Origin of the sequence: Pseudomonas cimarronensis (genome assembly GCF_049331905.1) — a bacterium.
GTDB lineage: Bacteria > Pseudomonadota > Gammaproteobacteria > Pseudomonadales > Pseudomonadaceae > Aquipseudomonas.
The window spans coordinates 3,240,449-3,261,899 of sequence record NZ_CP186283.1 but is presented as its reverse complement, the minus strand read 5'-3'; the positions used below and the strand labels follow the sequence as shown (position 1 = coordinate 3,261,899).

22 protein-coding genes and 1 pseudogene are annotated in these 21,451 nt (G+C 60.5%); 8 read left to right on the top strand and 15 right to left on the bottom strand.

Features of this window, described 5'->3' with window-relative positions; genetic code table 11:
• Positions 1–33: 33 nt before the first annotated feature.
• The 4 genes from rsxC to metG all read right to left on the bottom strand — a co-directional run bounded on the left by rsxC (position 34) and on the right by metG (position 6,078).
• On the bottom strand, positions 34–2,727 hold the full coding sequence (rsxC, locus tag ACOCLD_RS15195) for an electron transport complex subunit RsxC (protein WP_422909761.1): 2,694 nt from the start codon (positions 2,725–2,727) through the stop codon (positions 34–36).
• Positions 2,724–3,299, bottom strand: coding sequence for an electron transport complex subunit RsxB (gene rsxB / locus ACOCLD_RS15190; RefSeq protein WP_090252379.1), 576 nt, complete (start codon positions 3,297–3,299; stop codon positions 2,724–2,726). The genes rsxC and rsxB overlap by 4 nt, the downstream gene beginning before the upstream one ends.
• Entirely contained in the window at positions 3,296–3,880 is a 585-nt protein-coding gene (gene rsxA / locus ACOCLD_RS15185; RefSeq protein WP_394238917.1) for an electron transport complex subunit RsxA, read from the bottom strand. The genes rsxB and rsxA overlap by 4 nt, the downstream gene beginning before the upstream one ends.
• Positions 3,881–4,035: 155 nt before the next feature.
• Positions 4,036–6,078 (bottom strand): methionine--tRNA ligase, encoded by a 2,043-nt coding sequence (metG, locus tag ACOCLD_RS15180; protein ID WP_422909760.1) that lies wholly within the window; start codon positions 6,076–6,078, stop codon positions 4,036–4,038.
• 156 nt (positions 6,079–6,234) lie between these two features.
• Here metG and apbC point away from each other — a divergent pair, with 156 nt between their 5' ends.
• Positions 6,235–7,326: an iron-sulfur cluster carrier protein ApbC gene (gene apbC / locus ACOCLD_RS15175; RefSeq protein WP_422909759.1), complete on the top strand. Its 1,092-nt coding sequence runs from the start codon at positions 6,235–6,237 to the stop codon at positions 7,324–7,326.
• Between the two features lie 189 nt (positions 7,327–7,515).
• On the opposite strand, the gene ACOCLD_RS15170 is transcribed toward apbC, so the two are convergent.
• Positions 7,516–7,725 (bottom strand): cold-shock protein, encoded by a 210-nt coding sequence (locus tag ACOCLD_RS15170; RefSeq protein ID WP_003245585.1) that lies wholly within the window; start codon positions 7,723–7,725, stop codon positions 7,516–7,518.
• 327 nt (positions 7,726–8,052) lie between these two features.
• Here ACOCLD_RS15170 and dcd point away from each other — a divergent pair, with 327 nt between their 5' ends.
• Entirely contained in the window at positions 8,053–8,619 is a 567-nt protein-coding gene (gene dcd / locus ACOCLD_RS15165; RefSeq protein WP_233686065.1) for a dCTP deaminase, read from the top strand.
• A gap of 58 nt (positions 8,620–8,677) precedes the next feature.
• On the opposite strand, the gene nadE is transcribed toward dcd, so the two are convergent.
• From nadE to ACOCLD_RS15150, 3 genes are read right to left on the bottom strand one after another with little or no spacing between them, the layout of a single operon-like run.
• A complete protein-coding gene (gene nadE, locus ACOCLD_RS15160) occupies positions 8,678–9,505 on the bottom strand; it encodes an ammonia-dependent NAD(+) synthetase (protein WP_422909758.1) in 828 nt (275 codons plus the stop codon).
• A 10-nt stretch (positions 9,506–9,515) separates the two neighbouring features.
• Entirely contained in the window at positions 9,516–10,721 is a 1,206-nt protein-coding gene (gene pncB, locus ACOCLD_RS15155; RefSeq protein WP_422909757.1) for a nicotinate phosphoribosyltransferase, read from the bottom strand.
• Between the two features lie 2 nt (positions 10,722–10,723).
• Positions 10,724–11,368, bottom strand: a complete 645-nt coding sequence (locus ACOCLD_RS15150) for a nicotinamidase (RefSeq protein WP_422909756.1) — start codon at positions 11,366–11,368, stop codon at positions 10,724–10,726.
• A 141-nt stretch (positions 11,369–11,509) separates the two neighbouring features.
• Here ACOCLD_RS15150 and ACOCLD_RS15145 point away from each other — a divergent pair, with 141 nt between their 5' ends.
• On the top strand, positions 11,510–12,202 hold the full coding sequence (locus ACOCLD_RS15145; protein ID WP_422911824.1) for an NUDIX hydrolase: 693 nt from the start codon (positions 11,510–11,512) through the stop codon (positions 12,200–12,202).
• Positions 12,203–12,411: 209 nt separating this feature from the next.
• Here ACOCLD_RS15145 and ACOCLD_RS15140 read toward each other — a convergent pair whose 3' ends face one another.
• The 4 genes from ACOCLD_RS15140 to ACOCLD_RS15125 all read right to left on the bottom strand — a co-directional run bounded on the left by ACOCLD_RS15140 (position 12,412) and on the right by ACOCLD_RS15125 (position 16,248).
• Positions 12,412–14,925 carry a penicillin acylase family protein gene (locus ACOCLD_RS15140; protein WP_422911823.1) on the bottom strand — a complete coding sequence of 838 codons (2,514 nt, stop codon included), beginning with the start codon at positions 14,923–14,925 and terminating at the stop codon, positions 12,412–12,414.
• Positions 14,926–15,075: 150 nt separating this feature from the next.
• A complete protein-coding gene (locus ACOCLD_RS15135) occupies positions 15,076–15,540 on the bottom strand; it encodes a DUF2489 domain-containing protein (RefSeq protein WP_233686062.1) in 465 nt (154 codons plus the stop codon).
• A 7-nt stretch (positions 15,541–15,547) separates the two neighbouring features.
• On the bottom strand, positions 15,548–15,751 hold the full coding sequence (locus ACOCLD_RS15130) for an SEC-C metal-binding domain-containing protein (RefSeq protein WP_233686061.1): 204 nt from the start codon (positions 15,749–15,751) through the stop codon (positions 15,548–15,550).
• Positions 15,752–15,756: 5 nt separating this feature from the next.
• Positions 15,757–16,248 (bottom strand): LEA type 2 family protein, encoded by a 492-nt coding sequence (locus ACOCLD_RS15125; protein ID WP_233686060.1) that lies wholly within the window; start codon positions 16,246–16,248, stop codon positions 15,757–15,759.
• Positions 16,249–16,360: 112 nt separating this feature from the next.
• On the opposite strand from ACOCLD_RS15125, the gene ACOCLD_RS15120 reads away from it, so the two are divergent.
• On the top strand, positions 16,361–16,927 hold the full coding sequence (locus ACOCLD_RS15120; protein ID WP_422909755.1) for a hypothetical protein: 567 nt from the start codon (positions 16,361–16,363) through the stop codon (positions 16,925–16,927).
• Positions 16,928–16,974: 47 nt separating this feature from the next.
• On the opposite strand, the gene ACOCLD_RS15115 is transcribed toward ACOCLD_RS15120, so the two are convergent.
• Together ACOCLD_RS15115 and ACOCLD_RS15110 are read right to left on the bottom strand one after the other, a co-directional pair.
• Positions 16,975–17,445, bottom strand: coding sequence for a YchJ family protein (locus ACOCLD_RS15115; protein WP_422909754.1), 471 nt, complete (start codon positions 17,443–17,445; stop codon positions 16,975–16,977).
• A gap of 4 nt (positions 17,446–17,449) precedes the next feature.
• Positions 17,450–17,947 (bottom strand): DUF6231 family protein, encoded by a 498-nt coding sequence (locus tag ACOCLD_RS15110; RefSeq protein WP_422909753.1) that lies wholly within the window; start codon positions 17,945–17,947, stop codon positions 17,450–17,452.
• Positions 17,948–18,384: 437 nt separating this feature from the next.
• Between ACOCLD_RS15110 and ACOCLD_RS15105 the strand changes: the two are divergent.
• The 4 genes and pseudogenes from ACOCLD_RS15105 to ACOCLD_RS15090 form a co-directional block, all read left to right on the top strand.
• Positions 18,385–18,738, top strand: a pseudogene (locus ACOCLD_RS15105) (OmpA family protein); the annotation flags it as partial.
• A gap of 141 nt (positions 18,739–18,879) precedes the next feature.
• Complete coding sequence (locus ACOCLD_RS15100; protein WP_422909752.1) at positions 18,880–19,602, top strand: OmpA family protein; 723 nt, start codon at positions 18,880–18,882, stop codon at positions 19,600–19,602.
• A gap of 200 nt (positions 19,603–19,802) precedes the next feature.
• Positions 19,803–20,123 (top strand): DUF1145 domain-containing protein, encoded by a 321-nt coding sequence (locus tag ACOCLD_RS15095; protein WP_422909751.1) that lies wholly within the window; start codon positions 19,803–19,805, stop codon positions 20,121–20,123.
• Positions 20,116–20,877, top strand: a complete 762-nt coding sequence (locus tag ACOCLD_RS15090; RefSeq protein ID WP_422909750.1) for a collagen-like protein — start codon at positions 20,116–20,118, stop codon at positions 20,875–20,877. The genes ACOCLD_RS15095 and ACOCLD_RS15090 overlap by 8 nt, the downstream gene beginning before the upstream one ends.
• 48 nt (positions 20,878–20,925) lie before the next feature.
• On the opposite strand, the gene ACOCLD_RS15085 is transcribed toward ACOCLD_RS15090, so the two are convergent.
• Positions 20,926–21,390 (bottom strand): CopD family protein, encoded by a 465-nt coding sequence (locus ACOCLD_RS15085; RefSeq protein WP_422909749.1) that lies wholly within the window; start codon positions 21,388–21,390, stop codon positions 20,926–20,928.
• Positions 21,391–21,451: the final 61 nt, after the last annotated feature.

Below are 21,451 nucleotides of genomic sequence, written 5' to 3'. Positions count from 1 at the left end.
TCCGGTCGTTGAGTTGGCTACGCAGGGCTGTGGTCAGCTGCCTGCGTGTTCCTGTAATTGGCGTTCGGCGTCGGCCAGGTGTTGACGTGCGGCGGCCAGGGCGTCGGCTGCACTGCTGTCATCACGCTCCAGCTTGCGCAGATCGGCGCGGGCAAAGGCCACTTCGGTCTTCAGCGCGCGGGTGGTTTCGTCGATCGGCTTTTTGTCGGTACGCACCAGCTCTGGTACCGGCTTGCCGGAATCCTCCTCTACCTGGTGCAGCGCCTGCTCGGCGGCGCTCAATGCTTCGCGCAAACTGCCAAGCGTGGCTTCATCGCTGCCGGCTTTCTCGGCCTTCTTCAGCTCGGCACGTTTCATCGCCAGTTCGATCTTGGCTTTTTTCAGCGGGTCGGGGGCGTCTGTATCAGGTGCTTTTACGGCGGCTGGTGCCTGAGCTTCCAGACTGGCCAGCAATTTTTCAGCGGCCTCCAGCTGGCTGCGCAGTTGCTGCAGTTCGCTGTGCTGCTCGTCACTCGGTGCTTCGAGTTTTTCCAGCTTGCGCACCTGGGCGCGAAGCATGGCAGCGTCGATCTTGGCCTTTTTCAGTGCGCCATCGTCGGCAGCCGGTTTGGCGGCCGGTGCCGCCGCCTGGGCTTCCAGGCTGGCCAGCAGCTTCTCTGCCGCTTCCAGCTGGCTGCGCAGTTGTTGCAGTTCGCTGTGCTGCTCGTCGCTGGGGGCTTCCAGTTTTTCCAGCTTGCGCACTTGGGCACGCAGCATGGCAGCGTCGATCTTGGCTTTTTTCAGTGCGCCATCGTCAGCGGCGGGTTTGGCGGCTGGTGCCGGCGCTTGAGCTTCCAGGCTGGCCAGCAGCTTCTCTGCCGCTTCCAGCTGGCGGCGCAGTTGCTGCAGTTCGCTTTGCTGCTCATCACTCGGTGCTTCGAGCTTTTCCAGCTTGCGCACCTGGGCGCGGAGCATGGCAGCATCGATCTTGGCTTTTTTCACTGCGCCATCGTCGACTGCTGGTGCTGCGGCCGAGGCTGGCGGGTTGGCGGCCATGGCGCTGTCGAGCGCCTGCTGGGCGATGGCTGCAGCGCTGCGCAGTGCGTCGACCTGGGCCTGCAGCTCGGGGCTGGCGTGGGTGGCCAGCTGCTTCTCGGCTTTCTTCAGGGCAACCTGGGCCATGCTCGCTTCGATCTTGAGTTTCTTCTGCTCGTCACTCAGGCCGGGTTTTGCCGGTGGCACAGCGCTGTCCGCTGCCGCTGGTGCGGTTTGTGCCTGGGCCGCTTTGGCTTGAGCGGCTTTAGCGGCGCGGGCCTGGCGTTCGGCTTCTTTCTGCTCTTCGGCGCGGCGCAGGCGTTCCTGGCGCAGTTCGAAGCGCTGTTTCGACTGTTCGGCTTTGAGCTGCTTCTGCTCCAGCTCGCGAATCTCGCCCTTGGCGGCGCGGTAGTACTGCACCAGCGGAATGCTCGACGGGCAGACATAGGCGCAGGCGCCGCACTCGATGCAGTCGAACAGGTTGTGCGCCTTGAGCTGCTCGTGCTCCTGGCCGATGGCGAAGAAGTGCAGCTGCTGTGGCAGCAGGCTGGCCGGGCAGGCTTCGGCGCATTCGCCACAGCGGATGCACGGCATGGCCGGTGGCGGCGCTGGCAGCTCGGCGGTGGTTGAGGCCAGCAGGCAGTTGGTGGTCTTGATCACGGGTACGGCAAAGTCGGGCAGGGTAAAGCCCATCATCGGGCCGCCCATGATCAGGCGATTCAGCTTGCTGCGGTTCAGGCCGGCAAACTCCAGCAACTCACCCACCGGGGTGCCGAGCAGCACCTCGACGTTCATCGGTCGGGCCAGGGCTTCGCCGGTCAGGGTGGTAATGCGCGAGATCAGCGGTTTGCCCAGCAACACAGCATCGTGGATCGCCACGCAGGTGCCGACGTTCTGGCAGAGCATGCCGATATCCGCTGGCAGGCCACCGCTGGGGACTTCCACTCCGGTGAGAATCTGGATCAGCTGCTTTTCGCCACCGGAGGGGTACTTGGTGGGGAACACCTTGAGCTGGTAGCTGCGCTCGTTCAGCGCTCTGCGCACGGCGGCGATGGCTTCGGGCTTGTTGTCTTCGATGCCGATCAGCACCTGATCCGGCTGAATCAGTTGCACCAGAATGTCGATGCCGCTGATCAGCTCGTTGGCGCGCTCGCGCATCAGCAGGTCGTCGGCGCTGATATAGGGCTCGCACTCGGTGCCGTTGATGATCAGTGTGTGGATCTTCTGCGTCGGCCGCGCGTTGAGTTTGACTGCGGTGGGGAAGCCAGCGCCGCCCAGGCCGCTGATTCCCGCCTGGCGAATCAGCTCAACCAGAGTGCTGCTTTCCAGGTGACGATAGTCAGGCTGTGGCGTCAGTTCGATCCACTCATCCAGCCCATCGCTGTCGATAACGATGGCTGGGGCGAGCATGCCAGAGACATGCGGGTAAGGCTGCGGGCCGATAAAGCTCACGGTGCCGGAGGTCGGCGCATGCACGGGCACGCTGACAAAACCATTGGCGGCGGCGATCAGCTGGCCTTTGCGCACGCGCTCACCCACGACGACCACCGGTTCTGCAGGCGTGCCGATATGCTGGTTGAGCGGCAGGGTCAGGCGCCCCGGCAGCGGCGCTGGCTGGATCGGCGTGCGGTTGGACAGCTCCTTGCGCTCGGCCGGGTGAATGCCGCCGGGGATATCCCAGATCAATGCTTCCGCCTTGTGCAATGCGCTCATGCCGCTTGCTCCCGGTCGCTGGCAATCAGTTGGCCGGGGGCCAAGGGTTTTTCCCATTTCCAGCTTTGCACGGTGCTGCCCACTTCGATCATGTCGATGCAGTCCACCGGGCAGGGCTCGACGCACAGGTCACAGCCGGTGCATTCGCTGACGATCACCGTGTGCATCTGCTTGGCCGCGCCGACGATGGCGTCCACCGGGCAGGCCTGGATGCACTTGGTGCAGCCGATGCATTCGGCTTCGCGGATATAGGCAACCATTTGCGGTTTTTCGCCTTCCACGGCGTCCAGCGGTTCGGCTTCAACGTCGAGCAGGTCGGCAAGGGCCTGGATAGTCGCTTCGCCGCCGGGTGGGCATTTGTTGATCTTGTCGCCGCCGGCAATCGCCTCGGCGTAGGGTTTGCACCCCGGATAGCCGCACTGGCCGCACTGGGTTTGCGGCAGCAGAGCATTGATCTGTTCGGCAATCGGGTTGCCTTCGACCTTGAAGCGCACGGCGGCGAAACCGAGGATGGCGCCGGCCACCAGGCACAGGGCGAGCAGGGCGAGAACGGCGATCAGTACCAGGCTCATAGCTTGATCAGCCCGGTAAAGCCCATAAACGCCAGAGACATCAGCCCGGCCGTGATCATGCCGATGGCCGCGCCCTGAAAGGATTTCGGCACATCGGCAATGGCGATGCGTTCACGCATGGCGGCGAACAGCACCAGTACTAGGGAGAAACCGATGCCGGCGGCAAAGCCATTGGCGGTGGCGGTGATAAAGGTGAATTCGGCCTTGTTGGCGTTGAGCAGGGCCACGCCGAGGACTATGCAGTTGGTGGTGATCAGCGGCAGGAAGATGCCAAGCACGCGGTACAGCAGCGGACTGGTCTTGTTCACCACCATTTCGGTGAACTGCACCACCACCGCGATCACCAGAATAAAGCTGATGGTGCGCAGGTATTCGATATCCAGCGGCTTCAATACGTATTGCTGCACCAGGTAGCTGCACATGGCGGCCAGGGTCAGCACGAAGGTGGTGGCCAGTGACAGGCCGATAGCCGTCTCGATCTTCTTCGAGACGCCCATAAAGGGGCACAGGCCAAGGAACTGGACCAACACGAAGTTGTTGACCAGGATGGCGCTGACCATGATCAAGGCGAGTTCGGTCATTGCGGGTTCCATTGATGGACGGGCAAAGGCCGCAGGAAAAGGGTGGCTATTATCGGTAAGCCGAACCAGCCATACAAGCCGGATCAGCCTCCCTGAGGTGCTGCCATAAGGCTAGCGCAGCCAAGCTCTGCCGGCTGCGCTAGTGGGCTGCAGGGTTATTTGACCCGCTGGCCCGGCTTGGCACCGCTGTCCGGGCTGAGCAGGTAGATTTCTTCACCGCCAGGGCCGGCCGCCAGGACCATGCCTTCGCTGATGCCGAACTTCATCTTGCGCGCGGCCAGGTTGGCGACGTACAGGGTCAGGCGGCCTTCCAGCTTGCTTGGGTCCGGGTAGGCGCTCTTGATGCCGCTGAACACGTTGCGCTTGGCGTCACCGATATCCAGGGTCAGGCGCAGCAGCTTGTCGGCGCCTTCGACGAACTCGCACTTCTCGATCAGGGCGATACGCAGATCGACCGCAGCAAAGGCGTCGAAGGCGATTTCTGCAGCCAGTGGGTCTTTCGTCAGCTCGCCATTGCCCGCTGCGGCTAGTGCGGCTTCGCTGGCGGCCAGGTCTTCTTTGGAGGCTTCGATCATGGAGTCGATTTTCGCAGGTTCGATTCGGGTCAGTAGGGCGCTGAACGGGTTCAGCTGGTGGTTGGCCAGCAGCGTCTGGTGGTCGTTCCAGTTCAGTGGTGCGACATTGAGGAACGCCTCGGCATCGCTGGCCAGCTGCGGCAGCACCGGCTTCAAGAAAATCACCAACTGGCGGAACAGGTTGATGCCTAGCGCGCAGATGGCCTGCACTTCGTCTTGCTTGCCTTCAACCTTGTTCAGGGACCAGGGCGCTTTATCGGCGATCCAGGCGTTGGCGCGATCGGCCAGGGCCATGATTTCGCGCATGGCGCGGGCAAAGTCGCGCGCTTCATAAGCTTCAGCGATGCTCGGGGCAGCCGCTTGGAAGGCCTCGGTCAGTTCAGGCGCGGCATTACCGGCCACCAGCAGGCCGTTGTTGCCTTTGTGGATAAAGCCAGCGCAGCGGCTGGCGATATTCACCACTTTGCCGACCAGGTCGGAATTGACCTTCTGTACGAAGTCTTCGAGGTTCAGGTCGAGGTCATCCACGCTGCGGCCCAGTTTGGCCGCGTAGTAGTAGCGCAGGTACTCCGGGTTCAGATGATCCAGATAGGTGCGCGCCTTGATAAAGGTGCCACGCGACTTGGACATCTTCTGCCCGTTGACGGTCAGGTAACCGTGAACGGCGACGGCGGTAGGCTTGCGGTAACCCGCGCCTTCGAGCATGGCCGGCCAGAACAGGGTGTGGAAGTTGACGATGTCCTTGCCGATAAAGTGGTACAGCTCGGCGGTCGAGTCCTTGCCCCAGAACGCGTCGAAGTCCAGCTCTGGGCGCTTGGCGCAGAGGTTCTTGAAGCTGGCCATATAGCCGATCGGCGCATCCAGCCAGACGTAGAAGTACTTGCCCGGCTCGTCGGGGATTTCAAAGCCAAAGTACGGCGCGTCGCGGCTGATATCCCATTCCTGCAGGCCGGAATCCAGCCACTCGGCGATTTTGTTGGCCACCGCGTCCTGCAGTGCGCCGCTTCGGGTCCATTGCTTGAGCATGGCCTCGAAGTCCGGCAGCTTGAAGAAGAAGTGCTTGGAGTCACGTAGTTCAGGTACGGCGCCGGAGATGGCCGAACGCGGGTTCTTCAGCTCGGTTGGCTCGTAGGTGGCGCCGCATTTTTCACAGTTGTCGCCGTATTGATCTTCGGCCGCACACTTGGGGCAGGTGCCTTTGATAAAGCGGTCGGCGAGGAACATGCCCTTTTCAGGGTCGAAATACTGGGTCACCGAGCGGGTGGCGATATGGCCTTTGTCGCGCAAGGCGAGGTAAATCGAGGACGCCAGCTCGCGGTTCTCTTCCGAGTGTGTCGAATGGTAGTTGTCGAACGCCACGCCAAAATCGGCAAAGTCGGCGGTGTGTTCGGCTTGCACGTTGGCGATCAGCTGTTCCGGGGTGATGCCTTCTTTTTCGGCGCGCAGCATGATCGCCGAGCCATGCGCATCGTCGGCGCAGACGTAGATAGCCTGGTTGCCGCGCAGCTTCTGGAAACGCACCCACATGTCGGTCTGGATGTACTCGAGCATATGGCCAAGGTGGATCGAACCGTTGGCGTAGGGCAGGGCGCTGGTAACGAGAATTTTGCGGGCTTGGCTCATGGGATCGGCTGCACTGGTAACTCAGGGAAGCCGGCAACTATATAGGGGCGGCGGATATTTTTCATCCTTGCGCGGGCAATGCCTGTCGGTGTGACCTGATGCGGTTGGCCTGGGGTAAGATGCCCGCCTGCTTTACTCAGCCTTTCGGAGCCTTCCATGAGTGTCGTTACCCGCGCAGCGGTAGAAGCCGCCCTGTCCCAATACACCGATCCGCACCTGAATCAGGACCCGGTCAGCGCCGGTTGCCTGCGCGAGGTGGATATCCAGGGCGGGCAGGTCAAGGTGCGCCTGGAATTGGGCTACGCCGCCGGGTTGTTCAAGAGCGGTTGGGCGCAGATGCTGCAGATGGCTCTGGAAAACCTCGACGGCGTTGAACGAGCTCAGGTGCAGATCGATTGTGTGATCGAGGCGCACAAGGCGCAGGACCAGGTGCCGGCGCTGGCCAATGTGAAGAATGTGATCGCTGTGGCCTCCGGCAAAGGCGGTGTGGGCAAGTCCACTACGGCGGCCAACCTGGCACTGGCACTGGCGCGCGAAGGGGCCAAGGTCGGCATTCTCGATGCGGATATCTATGGGCCAAGCCAGGGCATCATGTTCGGTATCGCGGAAGGTACGCGGCCACAGGTGAAAGACCAGAAGTGGTTTGTGCCACTCAAGGCCCATGGCGTGGAAGTGATGTCCATGGCCTTTCTCACCGACGAGAACACCCCGGTGGTGTGGCGCGGGCCGATGGTCTCCGGTGCGCTGATCCAGCTGATTACCCAGACCGCTTGGGATGATCTGGATTACCTGGTGGTGGATATGCCGCCGGGCACTGGCGATATCCAGTTGACCCTGGCGCAGAAGGTGCCGGTGGCCGGTGCGGTGATCGTCACCACGCCACAGGACCTGGCGCTACTGGATGCCAAGAAAGGCGTGGAGATGTTCCGCAAGGTGAATATCCCGGTGCTCGGCGTGGTGGAAAACATGGCCGTGCATATCTGCTCGAACTGCGGGCATGCCGAGCATCTGTTCGGCGAGGGCGGCGGTGAAAAGCTGGCGGCGCAGTTTGGTGTCGATCTGCTGGCCTCCTTGCCGCTGTCGATGGCCATCCGCATGCAGTCTGATGGAGGCAAGCCCACAACCATTGCCGATCCGGAAAGCCAGATCGCGATGATCTATCAGGAAACTGCACGCAACGTCGGTGCGCGGATTGCCCAGGGTGGTGCGCAGCAGGCGATGCCAAACATTGTGATCAGCGACGACTGATGCCACAGCGGCGCGCCGATTGTGCGCGCCGCTGTGGTAGCCGTGCGCTACAGAAAATGCAGGCATAAAAATCGCCGGGAGCGATTTTTAACGTCACGTAGCGACGGCTTGCAGGGTGACCGCCAGGAATGGCGGGCATAAAAAAGCCCCGCACTAGGCGGGGCTTTTTCTCAAGCGGGTTAGCGCAGGTTAGATAACCTGAACTTCCTCAGCCTGCATGCCTTTCTGACCACGGGTGGCCACGAAGGAAACTTGCTGGCCTTCTTTCAGGCTCTTGAAGCCATCGCTCTGGATAGCTTTGAAGTGTACGAACAGATCGTCACCGGATTGCGGAGTGATGAAGCCGTAGCCTTTCTCATCGTTGAACCACTTAACGGTGCCAGTTTGACGATTGGACATGTGAATGTCTCCTAACAAAAGTAATAACAGCCCTGGAAAAGCCCAGGCCGGGACTGAGTGCAACGAGTACTAGGAGTCGGACGATGTTTGGATCGAAATCTAGGCATCAGGTAGCGATTCGCGGTGACACATGCAGCACAGTGGGCTCACCATACCCGCTTTTAGCGCTAAGCGCGAATGCTCTGTGCATCTTTCTGTTATTTACCGATCAATAGGTGGTTTTTCCGCTGCGCGCGCGGGCTGGCGCAACAGCCTTTGAACCCTGCCGTCAGCCCCGGTAAGATGCGCTCACTTTTTCATCATCTCGCCTACAGCAGGACACCCGCCATGAGCATCAAATCGGATAAGTGGATTCGCCGCATGGCCCAAGAGCACGGCATGATCGAGCCTTTCGTCGAGCGCCAGGTGCGCAACGAGGGTGCTGATCGGCTGATCTCCTACGGGGTTTCCAGCTACGGCTATGACGTGCGCTGCGCTGATGAATTCAAGGTGTTCACCAATATCAATTCGGCGACCGTCGACCCAAAGAACTTCGATGAGAAGAGCTTTGTCGATGTGAAAAGCGATGTGTGCATCATTCCACCGAACTCCTTCGCCCTGGCGCGCACCGTGGAGTTCTTTCGTATTCCGCGTGACGTACTGACCATCTGCCTGGGCAAGAGCACCTACGCGCGCTGCGGCATCATCGTCAACGTCACGCCGCTGGAGCCTGAGTGGGAAGGCCATGTGACCCTGGAGTTCTCCAACACCACCACCTTGCCGGCGAAGATCTACGCCAACGAGGGTGTGGCGCAGATGCTGTTCCTGCAGTCCGATGAGGCATGCGAAGTGTCTTATAAGGATCGCGGTGGCAAGTACCAGGGCCAACTGGGCGTGACTCTGCCCAGGGCTTGATCGACCTCCGTAATGAAAAAGCCGGGCAATGCCCGGCTTTTTCATGGGTTTTAGAAGCTCAGGGAACCAGCGGCAGTTCGCGTTTATGGCGAGTGGCGTCATAGGTGCGCACGATGATGGCATAGGCCTCTTCGCGTACTTGCTGGCCGTGGAGGAAGGCATCGATTTCCGCGTAGCTGACGCCGTGGGCTTCTTCGTCTGGCTTGCCGGGGTGCAGTTCTTCCAAATCCGCTGTTGGCACCTTGAACACCAGGTTGTCCGGTGCGCCCAAGTGTTGGGCGATGGCGCGTACCTGGCCTTTGACCAGGCCTGATAGCGGGGCGAGGTCACAGGCACCGTCACCGAACTTGGTGAAAAAGCCCATCACCGCTTCAGCCGCGTGGTCAGTGCCGATCACCAAGCCGTTGTTGGCATTGGCGATGGCGAACTGGGCGACCATGCGGATACGGGCCTTGATATTGCCGGTGACGAAATCGCGGCGGGCGTCGCTGAGCTTTTGCAGGTGGGCCACCTGTTCGCCGAGGCCCAGTACGCTGTCCGCGATATTCACCGTGTCTTCTTCATCGGCGCGGATAAATTTCAGTGAGTCCTGGGCGTCCTGCTCGTCGTGCTGAGTGCCGTGGGGCAGGCGCACCGCGATAAAACGGTAGGCCTGATCACCGGTTTCTGCCCGCAACTCTTCTACGGACAACTGGGCCAGGCGGCCAGCGGTCAGCGAGTCGACGCCGCCGCTGATGCCAAGAACCAGCACTTTCAGGCCGGAGTTGCGCAGGCACTGTTTGATAAAGGCCTTGCGCTTGTCGATCTGCGCCAGCAGCGCGGCGGTATCGGCGAAAGGCGCGACCACATCAAGGGCTGCGGCGATTTCGGCTTGGCGATTGCTCATATCAAAGTCCTCACTGTGCGTCGCTGACGCGAAAAACATGTTTTAGGTAGCTGACAAAGTTGTCGTCGCGACATTGAGTCTTACCCGGAGCATCGGAAATCTTGGCAACCGGCTGGCCATTGCAGGCGGTCATCTTGATCACGATGTTCATGGGCTCAACCCCGGGAATGTCGCAGGTCAGGTTGGTGCCGATGCCGAAGCTTACGTTGATCCGTCCGTAAAGTGCACGGTAGAGCCGTAGCGATTTCTCCAGGGTGAGTCCGTCGGAGAACACCAGGGTCTTGCTCCTGGGGTCGATACCGAGCTTTTCGTAGTGGGCGATGGCCTTTTCCGCCCAGCGCAGTGGATCACCGGAGTCGTGGCGCAGGCCGTCGAACAGCTTGGCGAAGTACAGGTCGAAGTCGGTCAGGAAGGCATCTATGGTGATGCAGTCGGTCAGGGCAATGCCAAGCAGGCCGCGGTATTCGCGCACCCAGCAGTCCAGTGCGGCACTTTGACTGTCGATGAGTCGCGGCCCCAGCTGCTGATGCGCCATCAGCCATTCGTGGGCCATGGTGCCAATGGGTTTGAGGTCGAACTCGCGAGCCAGGTGCACGTTGCTGGTGCCGACGAAGCGGCCGGGGAAGTCGCGCTTGAGAATGTGCACCATCTGTTCTTGCACCCGGTAGGAAAAACGCCGGCGGGTACCGAAATCGGCGATCTGGAAACCTTCCAGTTCGGTGGCCGAAGCCTTGCCTTTGAGCCAGTCGAGCTTCTGGTACAGGCGTTCGCTGGCCTGCTCCAGCACCACTTCGCGGTAGCGATAGCGATTGCGCACCTCGCTGACGATGGCCAATAGCGGGATCTCGTAGAGGATCACATGCAGCCAAGGCCCGCGCAGGCGGATGCACAGCTGGCCGTCTTCAATGCTGGTGTGCACGTAGCGCAGGTTGAAGCGAAACAGGCTGAGAAAGCGGATGAAGTCCGGCTTGATGAACGCAATGCGTTCGAGGAAGGCCAACTGGTCAGCGCTCATGCTCAGTTCGCTCAGGCGTTCAATCTGGTAGCGGATCTCGGCCAGATAGGGCGTCAGGTCCTCGGCGTTGCGGCAGCGGAATTCCCACTCCACCTCGGCGTTGGGGTAGTTGTGCAGCACCGCCTGCATCATCGTCAGCTTGTAGAAGTCGGTATCCAGCAGGTTCTGCACGATCCGCTCGGCAAATACGCTTTCACCCATGATCAAATCCTCTTGTCCGTGTTGAGGGCCGCGTCCAGCTCATCCAGGCTGCCGTACAGCTCGATACCCGCTGCACGCATCTCGCTGCAGGCGGTTTGCGCAGTTGTTTCGGCAATCGCGCGGCAGGCTGGCAGGTAAACGCCTACCTCGAAACCGGCGCGGCGCAATTGCAGGGCGGTGGTCTTCACGCAGTAGTCGAGGGCCAGGCCGCCGACCAGTACGCGCTCTACGCCATTGTGCCGGAGAAACTCGATGGCGCCCGTGCTGCGCTTCTCGGCCAGGTCGTGGTAACAGGCGCCGTAGGGGTGTAGGTCCGGCTCGACGCCTTTCCATACGAAGTAGTCGTAGTCCAGCGGCTGTGGCAGCTCATCCAGCAGCTCGAATCCAGGCGTACCCGGCACGCAGTGGCTGACCCAGCTGAGATCGGCGTTGGCCAGGGGCAATGGTTTGAGCATCTGCGCATGGCTCGGTGCGATCCAGGCGGCGTGCGGGCTGTGCGCGTCCTTGCTGCCCAGGCGCAGGTGGGCGCGGCTGGCCAGCTGATTCAGTGCGGGTGCGATCTGCTCGCCACCGGCCACTGGCAGCTCATCTGGGCACAGTGGGGTGAAGCCCTTTTGTGCGTCGACGTCAAAGCTGGCGATTTTCATGGGTAGCACTCCTTGTTGCGCGTTTGCATGGCTACATATTTCATCTGATGTAATATGTGGTCAAGTGCTTTTCTGCGAAATACGTGAATTTCGTCGGCTTATTGGTCAAGATGAAATAAGTCGAAGGGATTGGAGGGGATGATGGCTTCTGCAGAAGTGCTGGCCAGTGTGGATATCGTTGCGCTGCGTCTGAGCGGGGCGGGCGAGTTGGAACTGTTACTGATTCGTCGTGCCCAGACACCGTTCGCCGGGCAGTTGGCGTTGCCCGGTGTGCTGGTCAACGGTCGTTGTGCCGACCTCAGTCTGGATGCTGCCGCGACCCGTGCGCTGCAGGAAAAAGCGCGGGTACAGCCGCATCATCTGGAGCAGGTTGCAACGGTGGGTAATGCGCTGCGTGACCCGCGCGGCTGGTCGTTGAGCACCTTTTACCTGGCGCTGTTGCCCGCTGATACCGTGCTGCCTGGCGAGGATTGGTGTTTTGCCAGCCTGACGCAGGTGCTCGACGAGGGATTTCCGCTGCCATTCGACCATGTGCAACTGGTGGCGCAAGCGCGGGAGCGGCTGGCCAGCAAATCGGTGTATACCTCGCTGCCGCTCTATCTGCTGGCGCCGCGCTTTACCGTGACCGAGGCGCTGCTGGCGTTTCAGGCCTGCCTGGGGCAGGCGGTCCAGCACACCACCCTGCGTGGACGTCTGGAAAAGATGAAGCAGCAGGGCTGGATCAGCGACACCGGCGAGAAGAACTACCCGAAGATGGGGCGGCCTCAATCGCTTATGGCACATCAGCCTCAGGCGTCTGGAGTTTTCACCTTCGATCGCAGCTTGCTGAGTTAACTTGCAGGCCCAAAGATGCCTGGAGCGGTTTTTAACGTCGCAAAGCGATGGCCTGAAGGGTAGCTGCCATGGATGGTAGGGATAAAAGAAAGGGCGCCAGAGGCGCCCTAAAACGATGATGTGTGGAGTAAGTCCACTTTCTCTGAGCGGTAATCGCTGAATTGGTTCAGCGATTACCGACGAACGGTCGATTGGCTTACGCTCCTGAATCAGTTTCCGGGCATCAGCAGCAGGCGTTTGTTGCCGTAGACCTTGTCGAGGTTCTGTGACTGGAAGGGGAAGCTCATGTAGCTGCCCTTGAGCCAGGCATCGATGCCGTCGGCGTAGTGTTTGCTGGCCGGGTTGCCGGACTGCCCGGAGCTGTTCAGGCCGATCAGTGGTTCTTCACGGCCGAAGTCGACCACGATGCGCATGGCAGGGATCAGCCAGGTATCGAAGTTTTCCCCCCATTTGTAGGCCGCAACGTTCAGCGTACCGTGATCGCCGCCGGCCGGGTAGGGGCCACGGTCGAGATAGCCCTTGATGGCGTTGATACCGGTGCGTTGGCTAGCGCTCATGTACTGCGCCAGTTGGGTGGTCTCGGTGGTCCAGTTGTAGGTGTGCAGCTTGCCCCACTGCCAGGCGCTGCGCTGACTGCCCAGTTTGCTCTCCAGCAGCGTCACGGCGCCGGCCAGGCTGCGCGCGAGGATCGCGGGTTTGTCTTCGCGTTGCGCGGTGCGGGTGTCATTCCAGAATGGGCTGTCTTCACGGCCCAGCAGATGGTCGGCCTGGGCTGAATAGGAGTTGTTGGCGGTATCGACCAGCGCCTTCCAGGCCGGGCTGCTTTCTGGGCCCAGTTCGTCGAGGAAGGTGTCCCGCGCGCTTTGGTAGAGGAAGGCACTGTACAGCGCGGCGTCCGCCGAGTTGGCAGCCATCTTGCCGTCGAACTTCATCAGGCGGGCATAGGCCTCGCGGGCTTTGTTGCGTTCGGCTACTGGCAGGGCATCGATAGCCGCTTTCAGGCCTTCAGCCATGCCGGGTGCGCTGAACATATTCTGCAGTTTGGCCACGAAGGGCGAGGTTTGGTCGTACTGCATGGCAATCATGCTTTGCGTGTCATGTCTGCCCGTTGCTGCCAATGCGGCGATCCGTTCGGCCCGCTCCGGGTAGAACCAGGAGTTGGACAGCTGCATGCCGTAGCCGCGTGGCACGGTGCGGTGGTTGGCGGTGCCCAGCCAGCCTTGCGGCGGGTCCTGATCGTAGGGGTGCAGCATCGGGTCGGCGAAGCCGTCCCAGGCATACTGGCTGTCCCAGCCCGGCGAGGGCATCAGGCCCAGGCCGGCACGGCGGTTGGGGAAGCGCCCGGTCACTTGCCAGCCGATATGCTGCGCATCGGCGAAGACAATGTTCAATGGCATGGCGCGCACTTCGCGGGTGGCCTCGAAAGCCTGTTCAACCGATTGCGCCCGCGACAGGTCGAAGAAGGCGTCCAGGGTCTTGTCGGCTTCGAACTGGGTGGTTTTCAGGGCCAGGCCGTAGCGACTGCTCAGCTGCATGGGCTGCAGCATGTGTTTACGCTCGCCCAGTACCGAGTTCAGCAAGGGGCCGTGGCGGGTTTCGAAAATGGTTTCGCGGATCGGCCGCTGGCCTTTGATAAAGAAGGTTTCCTGGCGCTCCTGTGCAGGTAGCCATTTACCGTCGGCCAGGTAGTGCAGGCGGCCGCCTTGCTGCTTGACCTGCTCAAGGAACAGATCCTGATTGTCGCCCATGACCATGGTCATGCCCCAGCCCAGTTTGCCGTTGAAGCCGGCCACTACCGCCGGTACGCCGGCAATCGATACGCCTGCTGCCTGGAACTTCGGTGAGCGGATCTGCACGAAATTCCACACCGAGGGCATCGACAGTGGCAGGTGGGTGTCGTTGGCCAGCAGGCTCTTGCCACTGCGGGTGCGTTGCGGCGCAAAGGCCCAGTTGTTGGACGCCGCTACGCCGAGCATATGGGCGTCGGCGAATTGGCTGACGGCGGAAATAACCGCGTTCAGGCCGGCCAGTTGGCCCTTGAGATCGAGACCTTTGAGTTTGTCGGCCTCGTCAAACGGCAATGGCTCGTCGGGGTAGGTAGGCAGCAGCCAGGCAAGCTGCTCGCTCCCGACCTTCTGCGCCAATACCAAAGAGGCGATTTCCTCCTGCAGATTGACCGCCAGGCCGAAATTCAGCAGGCAGAACACCAGCACCGAATCTTCGGCTTTCCAGTAGGCCGGGCGATAGCCGGATTCAGCCAGGTCCATTGGTAGCTTGTCGCGGTAGCGGAACAGGTAGGCGTTGACCCCGCGGGCATAGACTTCGAAGAACTTCTTGATCCGCGGCGAGGCATTGCTATAGAGCACTTCGGCGCTTTTCTTCAGGTTGACCGCGCGCATGAAACGGTCCATTTCCAGCACGCCGGGGCCGGCCATTTCAGCCAGTCGACCTTCTGCCATCAGGCGCAGGCCGACCATCTGGCTGAGGCGGTCGCTGGCGTGTACATAGCCCAGGGCGAATAGTGCGTCGTGGAAGGTGGTGGTTTCGATCAGTGGCATGCCCAGCGGGTTGCGGCGAATCACCACGCTCTGCGCCAGCCCTTTGACCCGTACGATGCCCTGGTCCGGGTGCACGCTGTCGCTGTAACGGCTGTTCAGCAACGATTGGCAGCCCGTGAGCACGACCATGGCCGTGAGTAGGGCAGCGAGGCTGAAGTGGCTCATGGGGCGTAACGCGCGCGCTAGCATGCAGCAGGCTCCTTGCGGGTAGAAATGCTCAAGTGGGGTGTGCGCTTTTCAGCGTCGTGGCAGTACGGTGCGGAGGTAGTACGTTAGCCAGCGGCCATGCAACTGACAAGGCGCGCGCTGGGCAAATCAGGCGCTTTGCCGCAACGGCGGCAAGGCCTCGTCGAGCAACCAGCGGGCGGTGGCGCGAGCGGCAGCCTTGTGCTGCAACTCCAGTTCACTGAAACGCTGCTCATGCTGGCGCCGCACGCTTTTATCCAGAGCCTTCCAGTCGGCATGGGTGGGCACTTCCGCGGTTGCCGCAAACAGTTGATGGAAGACGGCGCAGCGAGGGTCCTGGCTGAGGGCGCTGTCGCAGTTATCCAGCAGTACCTTGATGCGAATCGCCCCCTCGATCAGCGGTAACTGGCCATCGAGCAGGCTGCTGGCAAGAATCTGCAGGTCACCCGCAAGGCGCGTGCGCTGGGCGCTGAGCGCGGCGTTGCGGGCTTTTTCCTGACTCCAGACCCGCTGCCACAGATGCAGGGCATACAGGCTGAGCGTGAGGACTAACACGCCGCCAGCGCTCAGTAGAAGCAGGCTGAGATTGCTCATTGGCGATTTATGCGCCGTGGCATTTCTTGAATTTCTTCTCGCTGCCGCATGGGCAGGGGTCATTGCGACCAACATCCTTCAGGGCGTTGCGCACGGGCTCCTGATGGCCATGATTGCAGTGGGGGCCGTGCACGTGACCATGGTCATGGCTGTGAGCGTGATCATGGTCGTGGTTGCAGTCAGGGCCGTGGACGTGTTCTTGCTGGGTCATGCGGGTTACTCCGGGATGTAATCGCCGGGAATTATCTCGCCATTGCGCGACATGTGCACGCTCTGTCCGAACAACCAGCCGGTTTTTACCGCACCTTGCAGGCGATAGGGGATGGGTTGGTCAGGCTTTTCCAGGGCTTTGACGATCTGCCGCAGGTGACGCCAGAGGTTGGTGCGCACTGGTATGGAGAAATTGTGGTGGCCGTGGGCAGGCACGGTGAAGGATACGTTGGACTCGCCTTCTGCCAGTTTCACCTGGTTCAGATGCACGATGTAATCCATCCCGCGCACCGGCAGGCTGAAATTGTTGGGGTTATCGATGCGAAAACGCAGCGTGAAATGCTGCTCCAGCAGTTTGGCTTTTACGACGTCGACTTTAACGAGGCGCACTTCCGGGGATTTCAGATCACCTGGAGAGGAGCAACCGCCAAGGCCCGACAGGAGGCCAAAAAACATCAATAGGCTGAGAATTCTTATCGTTTGCGCCTGATAAAACATTGCATACTCCGAATGACGCATCAGTGTAACAAGCAAGTGCTTGGCTGCAACCTGTTGTGACGGTAAAAAAACCTGCGCCATACTGAGCAACTATTAGGACAGGAGTATGACCATGGCTCGCTACGAAATTGCCTTCAGTGCGCAGTTGGTCCCGGGGGCTCAGTTGGAGCTGGTAAAAGCCAACGTTGCCAAGCTGTTTCAGGCCGATGAGCAGCGTCTGGCGCTGTTGTTTTCTGGGCGGCGTATCGTGATCAAAAGCAACCTGGACGAGGCCGGGGCCGAGAAGTACCGCTCGACCCTGGAACGTGCCGGTGCTGTGGTCGAAGTGGCCGACATGGATGAGGTCATTGAAGAGATCGAGCTGGCCCCACCGCCAGCTGCTTTTCCTGCTCCTGCAGCCGTGGGGGCAGCACAACCACAGGCAGCCAGTAGCCCGGCAGGGCGCTTGCAGGTGGCTCCGCGTGACGAATACATGGCCGCATTTTCCGAGGTGGATGCCCCGGATTTCGGTATTGCCCCGCTGGGTGACGACCTGCAAGACAACAAGCCGACGGCTCCTGCACCTTCCCTGGATTTGTCGCAGTTCAGCCTGGCTCCTGCCGGGAGTGATATGGGTGAGCTGAAAAAGGCCCCGGCAGGGCCGCCACCGGATATCTCACACCTGAAACTGCAGGACTAGTTCGCAGGCGGCAGGGCGCTGCTGCGCAGTGTTCTGAAGCCATTGCGCTAGAAGTAGGCTGAGCAACACTTCTTGAATTTCAGTCCGCTGGTACAGGGGCAGGCGTCATTGCGGCCGGTTTTCAGTTCGACTGTCGGGTCGATGAAGTACCAGTTGCCAGCATGAGTCACAAAGGCCGAGCGTTCGCGGTGACTATGCTCGCCACTGCTGTCTCGCCAGTGGGCGGTGAAGGTGACATAAGCATGTGCGGGCTCCCCCGCGATATCTTCTGCTTTTTCTACTTCAAGTCGCAGCCAGGTGCTGTTTTGGCTCCAGCTACGGATGGCCTGTTGATCAAGGCCACTCTGCTGTGCAGGTAATGTGCTGCACACAAGGTAGTCGATCAGGCCCAAGGCATAGGCGCTGTAGCGCGAGCGCATCAAAGCTTCGGCGCTGGGGGCATGCGTGCCTGCATGATAAAGGCCGCAGCATTGCGCCAGTGACTGTTCACTGCCGCATGGGCAGGGTGTGCTGCTCATGGCTTTACCACCAGTACTTGCCGAAGTTTTCCGGGTTGGCCCAGAACTTAGCGTTCAGCCAGTCCGGCACCTGCTTGTAATCAAGTAGGTCGTAGGTAAACAGGTTGAGGGTTTGTCCATCCCGCTGGAAGCGTTCGCTGGCCTGCAGTGCCAGGGCGAAAAAGTCGGTTTCTTGCCACTCACAAGCATCCAGATCGACCAGTACGGCGATGCGGCTGGCGTTCAGGTTGCGAACCCCGCCCAGCAACTGCAGGCCAATACGTTTCTCGATATGTTCAAGGCAGTCGACTACCAGAGCCAGGTCAAAGCGTTGCGCTGCCAGTTGCTCCGGCAGGGCCGCAGCCGGGGCGTGGGCGATCTGACAGTTCGGGTGAGCGGCGAGAAAGGCGTCAATCGCCGGTAGTTCGCGGCTGCCAATGACCAACAGACGTCGCGGTGTATAACGGGCCAGCAGGGCAGCAAGGGCTTGTTGGGGTGTTCGGGATGACAGGGTTGCAGGCATGATAAGTCCTCGCTCAGGTGCATAAAGACTAACGTGCCAGTGCAATGCGGCCTAGTGCGGATCGTGCTACTAATGTCTTTGCATATTCTCTGGCATATTTTGTTACTGGCGTCTTTACTTCGTCAGTATCGGTTTTTACCGATTTACCAATAGGAGACGGATATATGAGCATCACCAGGAAAGCATTACCCCTGATTGTCGCGAGTAGCTTTTTGACCGGTTGTGCCGGGCTGCAAAAAACGGATTGGCCAACCTGCGCCGCGATCGGCGGTGTGGGCGGTGCTGCTCTGGGCGCAATTGAGAGCTCCAGCTGGGCGGGCGGCGGTGCCGTAGCCGGCGCAGGCCTGGCAGCAGCCTATTGCTGGGTGCATGGTGCCAGTGAAGAGCAGGTTGTTGTGGTTGAAGAAGTGGTTGAAGAGGTTGTAGTTGCCGAGCCGGCTGAAGCCGTTCGTGTCGAGCTGGACGTCAAGTTCGATTTCGACAAGGCTCAGGTCAAGCCTGAAAGCTATGGCGATATCAAGAACCTGGCTGACTTCCTGACCCAGTACCCGCAAACCACCACCGTGGTTGAAGGTCACACTGACTCCGTGGGCAGCGATGCCTACAACCAGACCCTGTCCGAGCGCCGTGCCAACGCTGTGCGTGACGTACTGGTCAATCAGTATGGCGTAGGCGCTGATCGCGTAAACGCTGTGGGTTATGGTGAAACTCGTCCGGTTGCGGACAACGCTTCTGCTGATGGCCGCGCCGTCAACCGTCGCGTAGAAGCAGAAGTAGAAGCACGTCCTTGATCGTCTGAATCCAGACTTTCTGAAGAAAACAGGCCGGGCCCGCGAGGGTCCGGCTTGTGCAGCTCAAAGGGTGGGTCTTTACTCCTAAGTTACCGGCAGTAGCCGGTACAACAGGAGATTTCTACCATGAGAGTTAGATCCATGATGGGGGTAGCCCCCATTCTCTTGGTCAGCAGTGTTCTTTCAGGTTGCGTCACAACTTCCAGTACGGGAGATGCGCCGCTCAACCAAGGGAACTGGCCCCTGTGCAGTGCAATTGGCGGTCTGACCGGTGCAGGTCTGGGCGCAATCGAAAGTTCAACATGGGCAGCAGGTGGAGCCGTGGCCGGTGCGGTCATTGGCACGCTGATTTGTTATGCCCAGGACGGTGATGAAGATGATGACGGCGTATTTGACCGTCGTGACCGTTGCCCTGGTACTCCCCCTAATACGACCGTGCACCACAATGGTTGCCCTCTCAAGGAATATGCAAGCGCACCGGCTGAACCTGCTGCAGAACCCATAGAGGTTGTCGAGTCGGTTCGTGTCGAGTTGGATGTCAAATTCGACTTCAACAAGTCCGATGTCAAACAAGACAGCCAAGCAGATATCCAGAGCCTGGCTGATTTCATGAAGCAATACCCGCAAACCACCACGACCGTTGAAGGGCATACCGATGCTGTAGGCAGTGATGCCTACAACCAGGCACTGTCCGAGCGTCGGGCCAATGCTGTGCGCGATGTCCTGGTCAATCAGCATGGTATCGACAGCAGCAGGGTGTCTTCCGTCGGTTACGGTGAGTCGCGGCCGGTTGCTGACAATGACAGCGAGTCTGGACGTGCCATCAACCGCCGCGTGGAGGCTGAGGTCGAGGCGCAACCGTAACGCTGCTGAGGCATTGGCAAGTCGTTGAGAGGTTCCAGGCCAGTGCGTTTGGGGGTTCTCAACGGCCTGCCAGTGACAAGGCTTTCATCCACCAGTAAAAGCTGTGCGGCGTTTGCCTGTCATGGTTTTTACTGGCCTTCTAGCAGCACTCCCCCAAAGCAGTTAAGGTGCAGCGAAATAAAAAACTGCATGGGGCGGGTATGAAGACCTTTTTACTGCTGGGGAAAGTGCTGACGGCATTGTTCTGGGGTGTCGTACTGGCAAATCTGCTGCAACCTTTCGCACAACCTTTTGCTCTGCTGCTGCATGCGGCTGGTGCATTTATTCTGCTGGTGCATGGGCTGGAGCTGTGGCTCTTCGATAAGCGTATCGCGGCCAGTGCCAAGCCGGTTCAGGAGCGGGTGCAGGTCATGCTGTTCGGGGTATTCCAGTTGTTGGGGCTGCCAGCTGAGCCTGCTGTGCAGCAGTCCGCTATGGAGCACCCTGAGAAAGAACTGCAGCTGGAGGCCGAAAATGCGTAACTGGCTTGTGCTTGCAGCGTTGGTCAGCCCGCTGGTCATGGCTGAAGCGGTTATCGAAGTTGAATCCAATTCCTTTATGCGCCTGCCCAGCAATACCAGCGTGTTGTTGCTGGATCGTCTGGACATTGCCGACCACGGTACGTTGCTGATTCCGGCTGGGGTGACGGAGCTGCGTGTGGCGCAGTTACGCCTGGGGCGTGACGCGCGCCTGTCGGTGGCACCCAGCGAGCGCGAGCTGCGCCTAGAAGCTGCCGCAGCAGAAATTGCCAGTGGTGCGCAGATCAGCGCCCGTGGTGCTCAGGGCAGCAGTGAACAACCGGCATTGCCTGGGCGTAACCTCAGTCTGCGTCTGCAAGTCGTCAGCGTCGAAAGCCTACTGGTTGATGCGCGTGGCGGTAATGGTGCGCGTGGATATGCTGGTTTGGCGGGTGCGGACGGTAAGCCCGGTGGCTGCACCTGGGGTGAGGCCAGCCGTGGCCATGATGGCCTGGACGGGGGGGATGGGCAGCCTGGGGCTGCGGGGGCTCAGGTGCGACTGGAAGTACCGGAGGACTTCCCGGTTGAGTCACTGCAAGTGCGGGTTGAGGGCGGTGCAGGCGGCCTGCCGGGTAGCCCAGGGGCGGGCGGTCAAGGCGGGGGCAGCAAAGGCTGCTGGCTCTACAGCACGGCGGGTGCTGGCGATGGCAAACCGGGGCAAGCCGGGCGTGCTGGTGAGATGGGGCCGGCAGGTGCGCTGAATGTGGTGCGCTTTTAGGCTGGCTTGATCTGCAACCGCTGCCGCCAGGGCAGCGGTTGCAGCTATTCAGAAGCTTGGGCGGGCAGCAGCGATGCTGGTCAATAGCAGGCCGAGCAGCAGATTCAAACCCACCAAACGACGGATGCGGCCCAGTACGGCGCCGCCATTCGGCCAGTCTTGTGCCTCAACAGCGCGGCGCAGTTCCGGCAGTTGCAGGGCCTGGATGCGCAGGAACAGCGCCAGCATGGCGATATACAGCCCCATCATGATGTGCACATAGCGCGGCGCGCTGTCGAAGCCGCTAAAACGCATATGCAGCATGCCAACGCCTGTGACCGGCAATACCAGCACCGCCGCCCAGACCCAGTAGAAGAAGCGCGGAAACACCTCCAGCCAGAGTTTCAGGCGCGCAGGCGCCTCCAGCGCGGCGACTGCGGCCGGGCGCAGGACCATCCAGGCGAAGAACATTCCGCCGACCCAGACCAGGGCGGCAAGCAGATGCAGGCTGTAGACAAAGGCATAGGGGGTCATGCGGGTACTCCTATCAGAGCGCTGGATCAATTAGCGCGCTATGATAGCCGCCGATTGCAAA

What these genes read in the sequence shown, in the direction of transcription:
- rsxC (WP_422909761.1), bottom strand. Translation starts at nt 2,727, where the DNA reads ATGAGCGCATTGCACAAGGCGGAAGCATTGATCTGGGATATCCCCGGC.
- rsxB (WP_090252379.1), bottom strand. Translation starts at nt 3,299, where the DNA reads ATGAGCCTGGTACTGATCGCCGTTCTCGCCCTGCTCGCCCTGTGCCTG.
- rsxA (WP_394238917.1), bottom strand. Translation starts at nt 3,880, where the DNA reads ATGACCGAACTCGCCTTGATCATGGTCAGCGCCATCCTGGTCAACAAC.
- metG (WP_422909760.1), bottom strand. Translation starts at nt 6,078, where the DNA reads ATGAGCCAAGCCCGCAAAATTCTCGTTACCAGCGCCCTGCCCTACGCC.
- apbC (WP_422909759.1), top strand. Translation starts at nt 6,235, where the DNA reads ATGAGTGTCGTTACCCGCGCAGCGGTAGAAGCCGCCCTGTCCCAATAC.
- ACOCLD_RS15170 (WP_003245585.1), bottom strand. Translation starts at nt 7,725, where the DNA reads ATGTCCAATCGTCAAACTGGCACCGTTAAGTGGTTCAACGATGAGAAA.
- dcd (WP_233686065.1), top strand. Translation starts at nt 8,053, where the DNA reads ATGAGCATCAAATCGGATAAGTGGATTCGCCGCATGGCCCAAGAGCAC.
- nadE (WP_422909758.1), bottom strand. Translation starts at nt 9,505, where the DNA reads ATGAGCAATCGCCAAGCCGAAATCGCCGCAGCCCTTGATGTGGTCGCG.
- pncB (WP_422909757.1), bottom strand. Translation starts at nt 10,721, where the DNA reads ATGGGTGAAAGCGTATTTGCCGAGCGGATCGTGCAGAACCTGCTGGAT.
- ACOCLD_RS15150 (WP_422909756.1), bottom strand. Translation starts at nt 11,368, where the DNA reads ATGAAAATCGCCAGCTTTGACGTCGACGCACAAAAGGGCTTCACCCCA.
- ACOCLD_RS15145 (WP_422911824.1), top strand. Translation starts at nt 11,510, where the DNA reads ATGGCTTCTGCAGAAGTGCTGGCCAGTGTGGATATCGTTGCGCTGCGT.
- ACOCLD_RS15140 (WP_422911823.1), bottom strand. Translation starts at nt 14,925, where the DNA reads ATGAGCCACTTCAGCCTCGCTGCCCTACTCACGGCCATGGTCGTGCTC.
- ACOCLD_RS15135 (WP_233686062.1), bottom strand. Translation starts at nt 15,540, where the DNA reads ATGAGCAATCTCAGCCTGCTTCTACTGAGCGCTGGCGGCGTGTTAGTC.
- ACOCLD_RS15130 (WP_233686061.1), bottom strand. Translation starts at nt 15,751, where the DNA reads ATGACCCAGCAAGAACACGTCCACGGCCCTGACTGCAACCACGACCAT.
- ACOCLD_RS15125 (WP_233686060.1), bottom strand. Translation starts at nt 16,248, where the DNA reads ATGTTTTATCAGGCGCAAACGATAAGAATTCTCAGCCTATTGATGTTT.
- ACOCLD_RS15120 (WP_422909755.1), top strand. Translation starts at nt 16,361, where the DNA reads ATGGCTCGCTACGAAATTGCCTTCAGTGCGCAGTTGGTCCCGGGGGCT.
- ACOCLD_RS15115 (WP_422909754.1), bottom strand. Translation starts at nt 17,445, where the DNA reads ATGAGCAGCACACCCTGCCCATGCGGCAGTGAACAGTCACTGGCGCAA.
- ACOCLD_RS15110 (WP_422909753.1), bottom strand. Translation starts at nt 17,947, where the DNA reads ATGCCTGCAACCCTGTCATCCCGAACACCCCAACAAGCCCTTGCTGCC.
- ACOCLD_RS15100 (WP_422909752.1), top strand. Translation starts at nt 18,880, where the DNA reads ATGATGGGGGTAGCCCCCATTCTCTTGGTCAGCAGTGTTCTTTCAGGT.
- ACOCLD_RS15095 (WP_422909751.1), top strand. Translation starts at nt 19,803, where the DNA reads ATGAAGACCTTTTTACTGCTGGGGAAAGTGCTGACGGCATTGTTCTGG.
- ACOCLD_RS15090 (WP_422909750.1), top strand. Translation starts at nt 20,116, where the DNA reads ATGCGTAACTGGCTTGTGCTTGCAGCGTTGGTCAGCCCGCTGGTCATG.
- ACOCLD_RS15085 (WP_422909749.1), bottom strand. Translation starts at nt 21,390, where the DNA reads ATGACCCCCTATGCCTTTGTCTACAGCCTGCATCTGCTTGCCGCCCTG.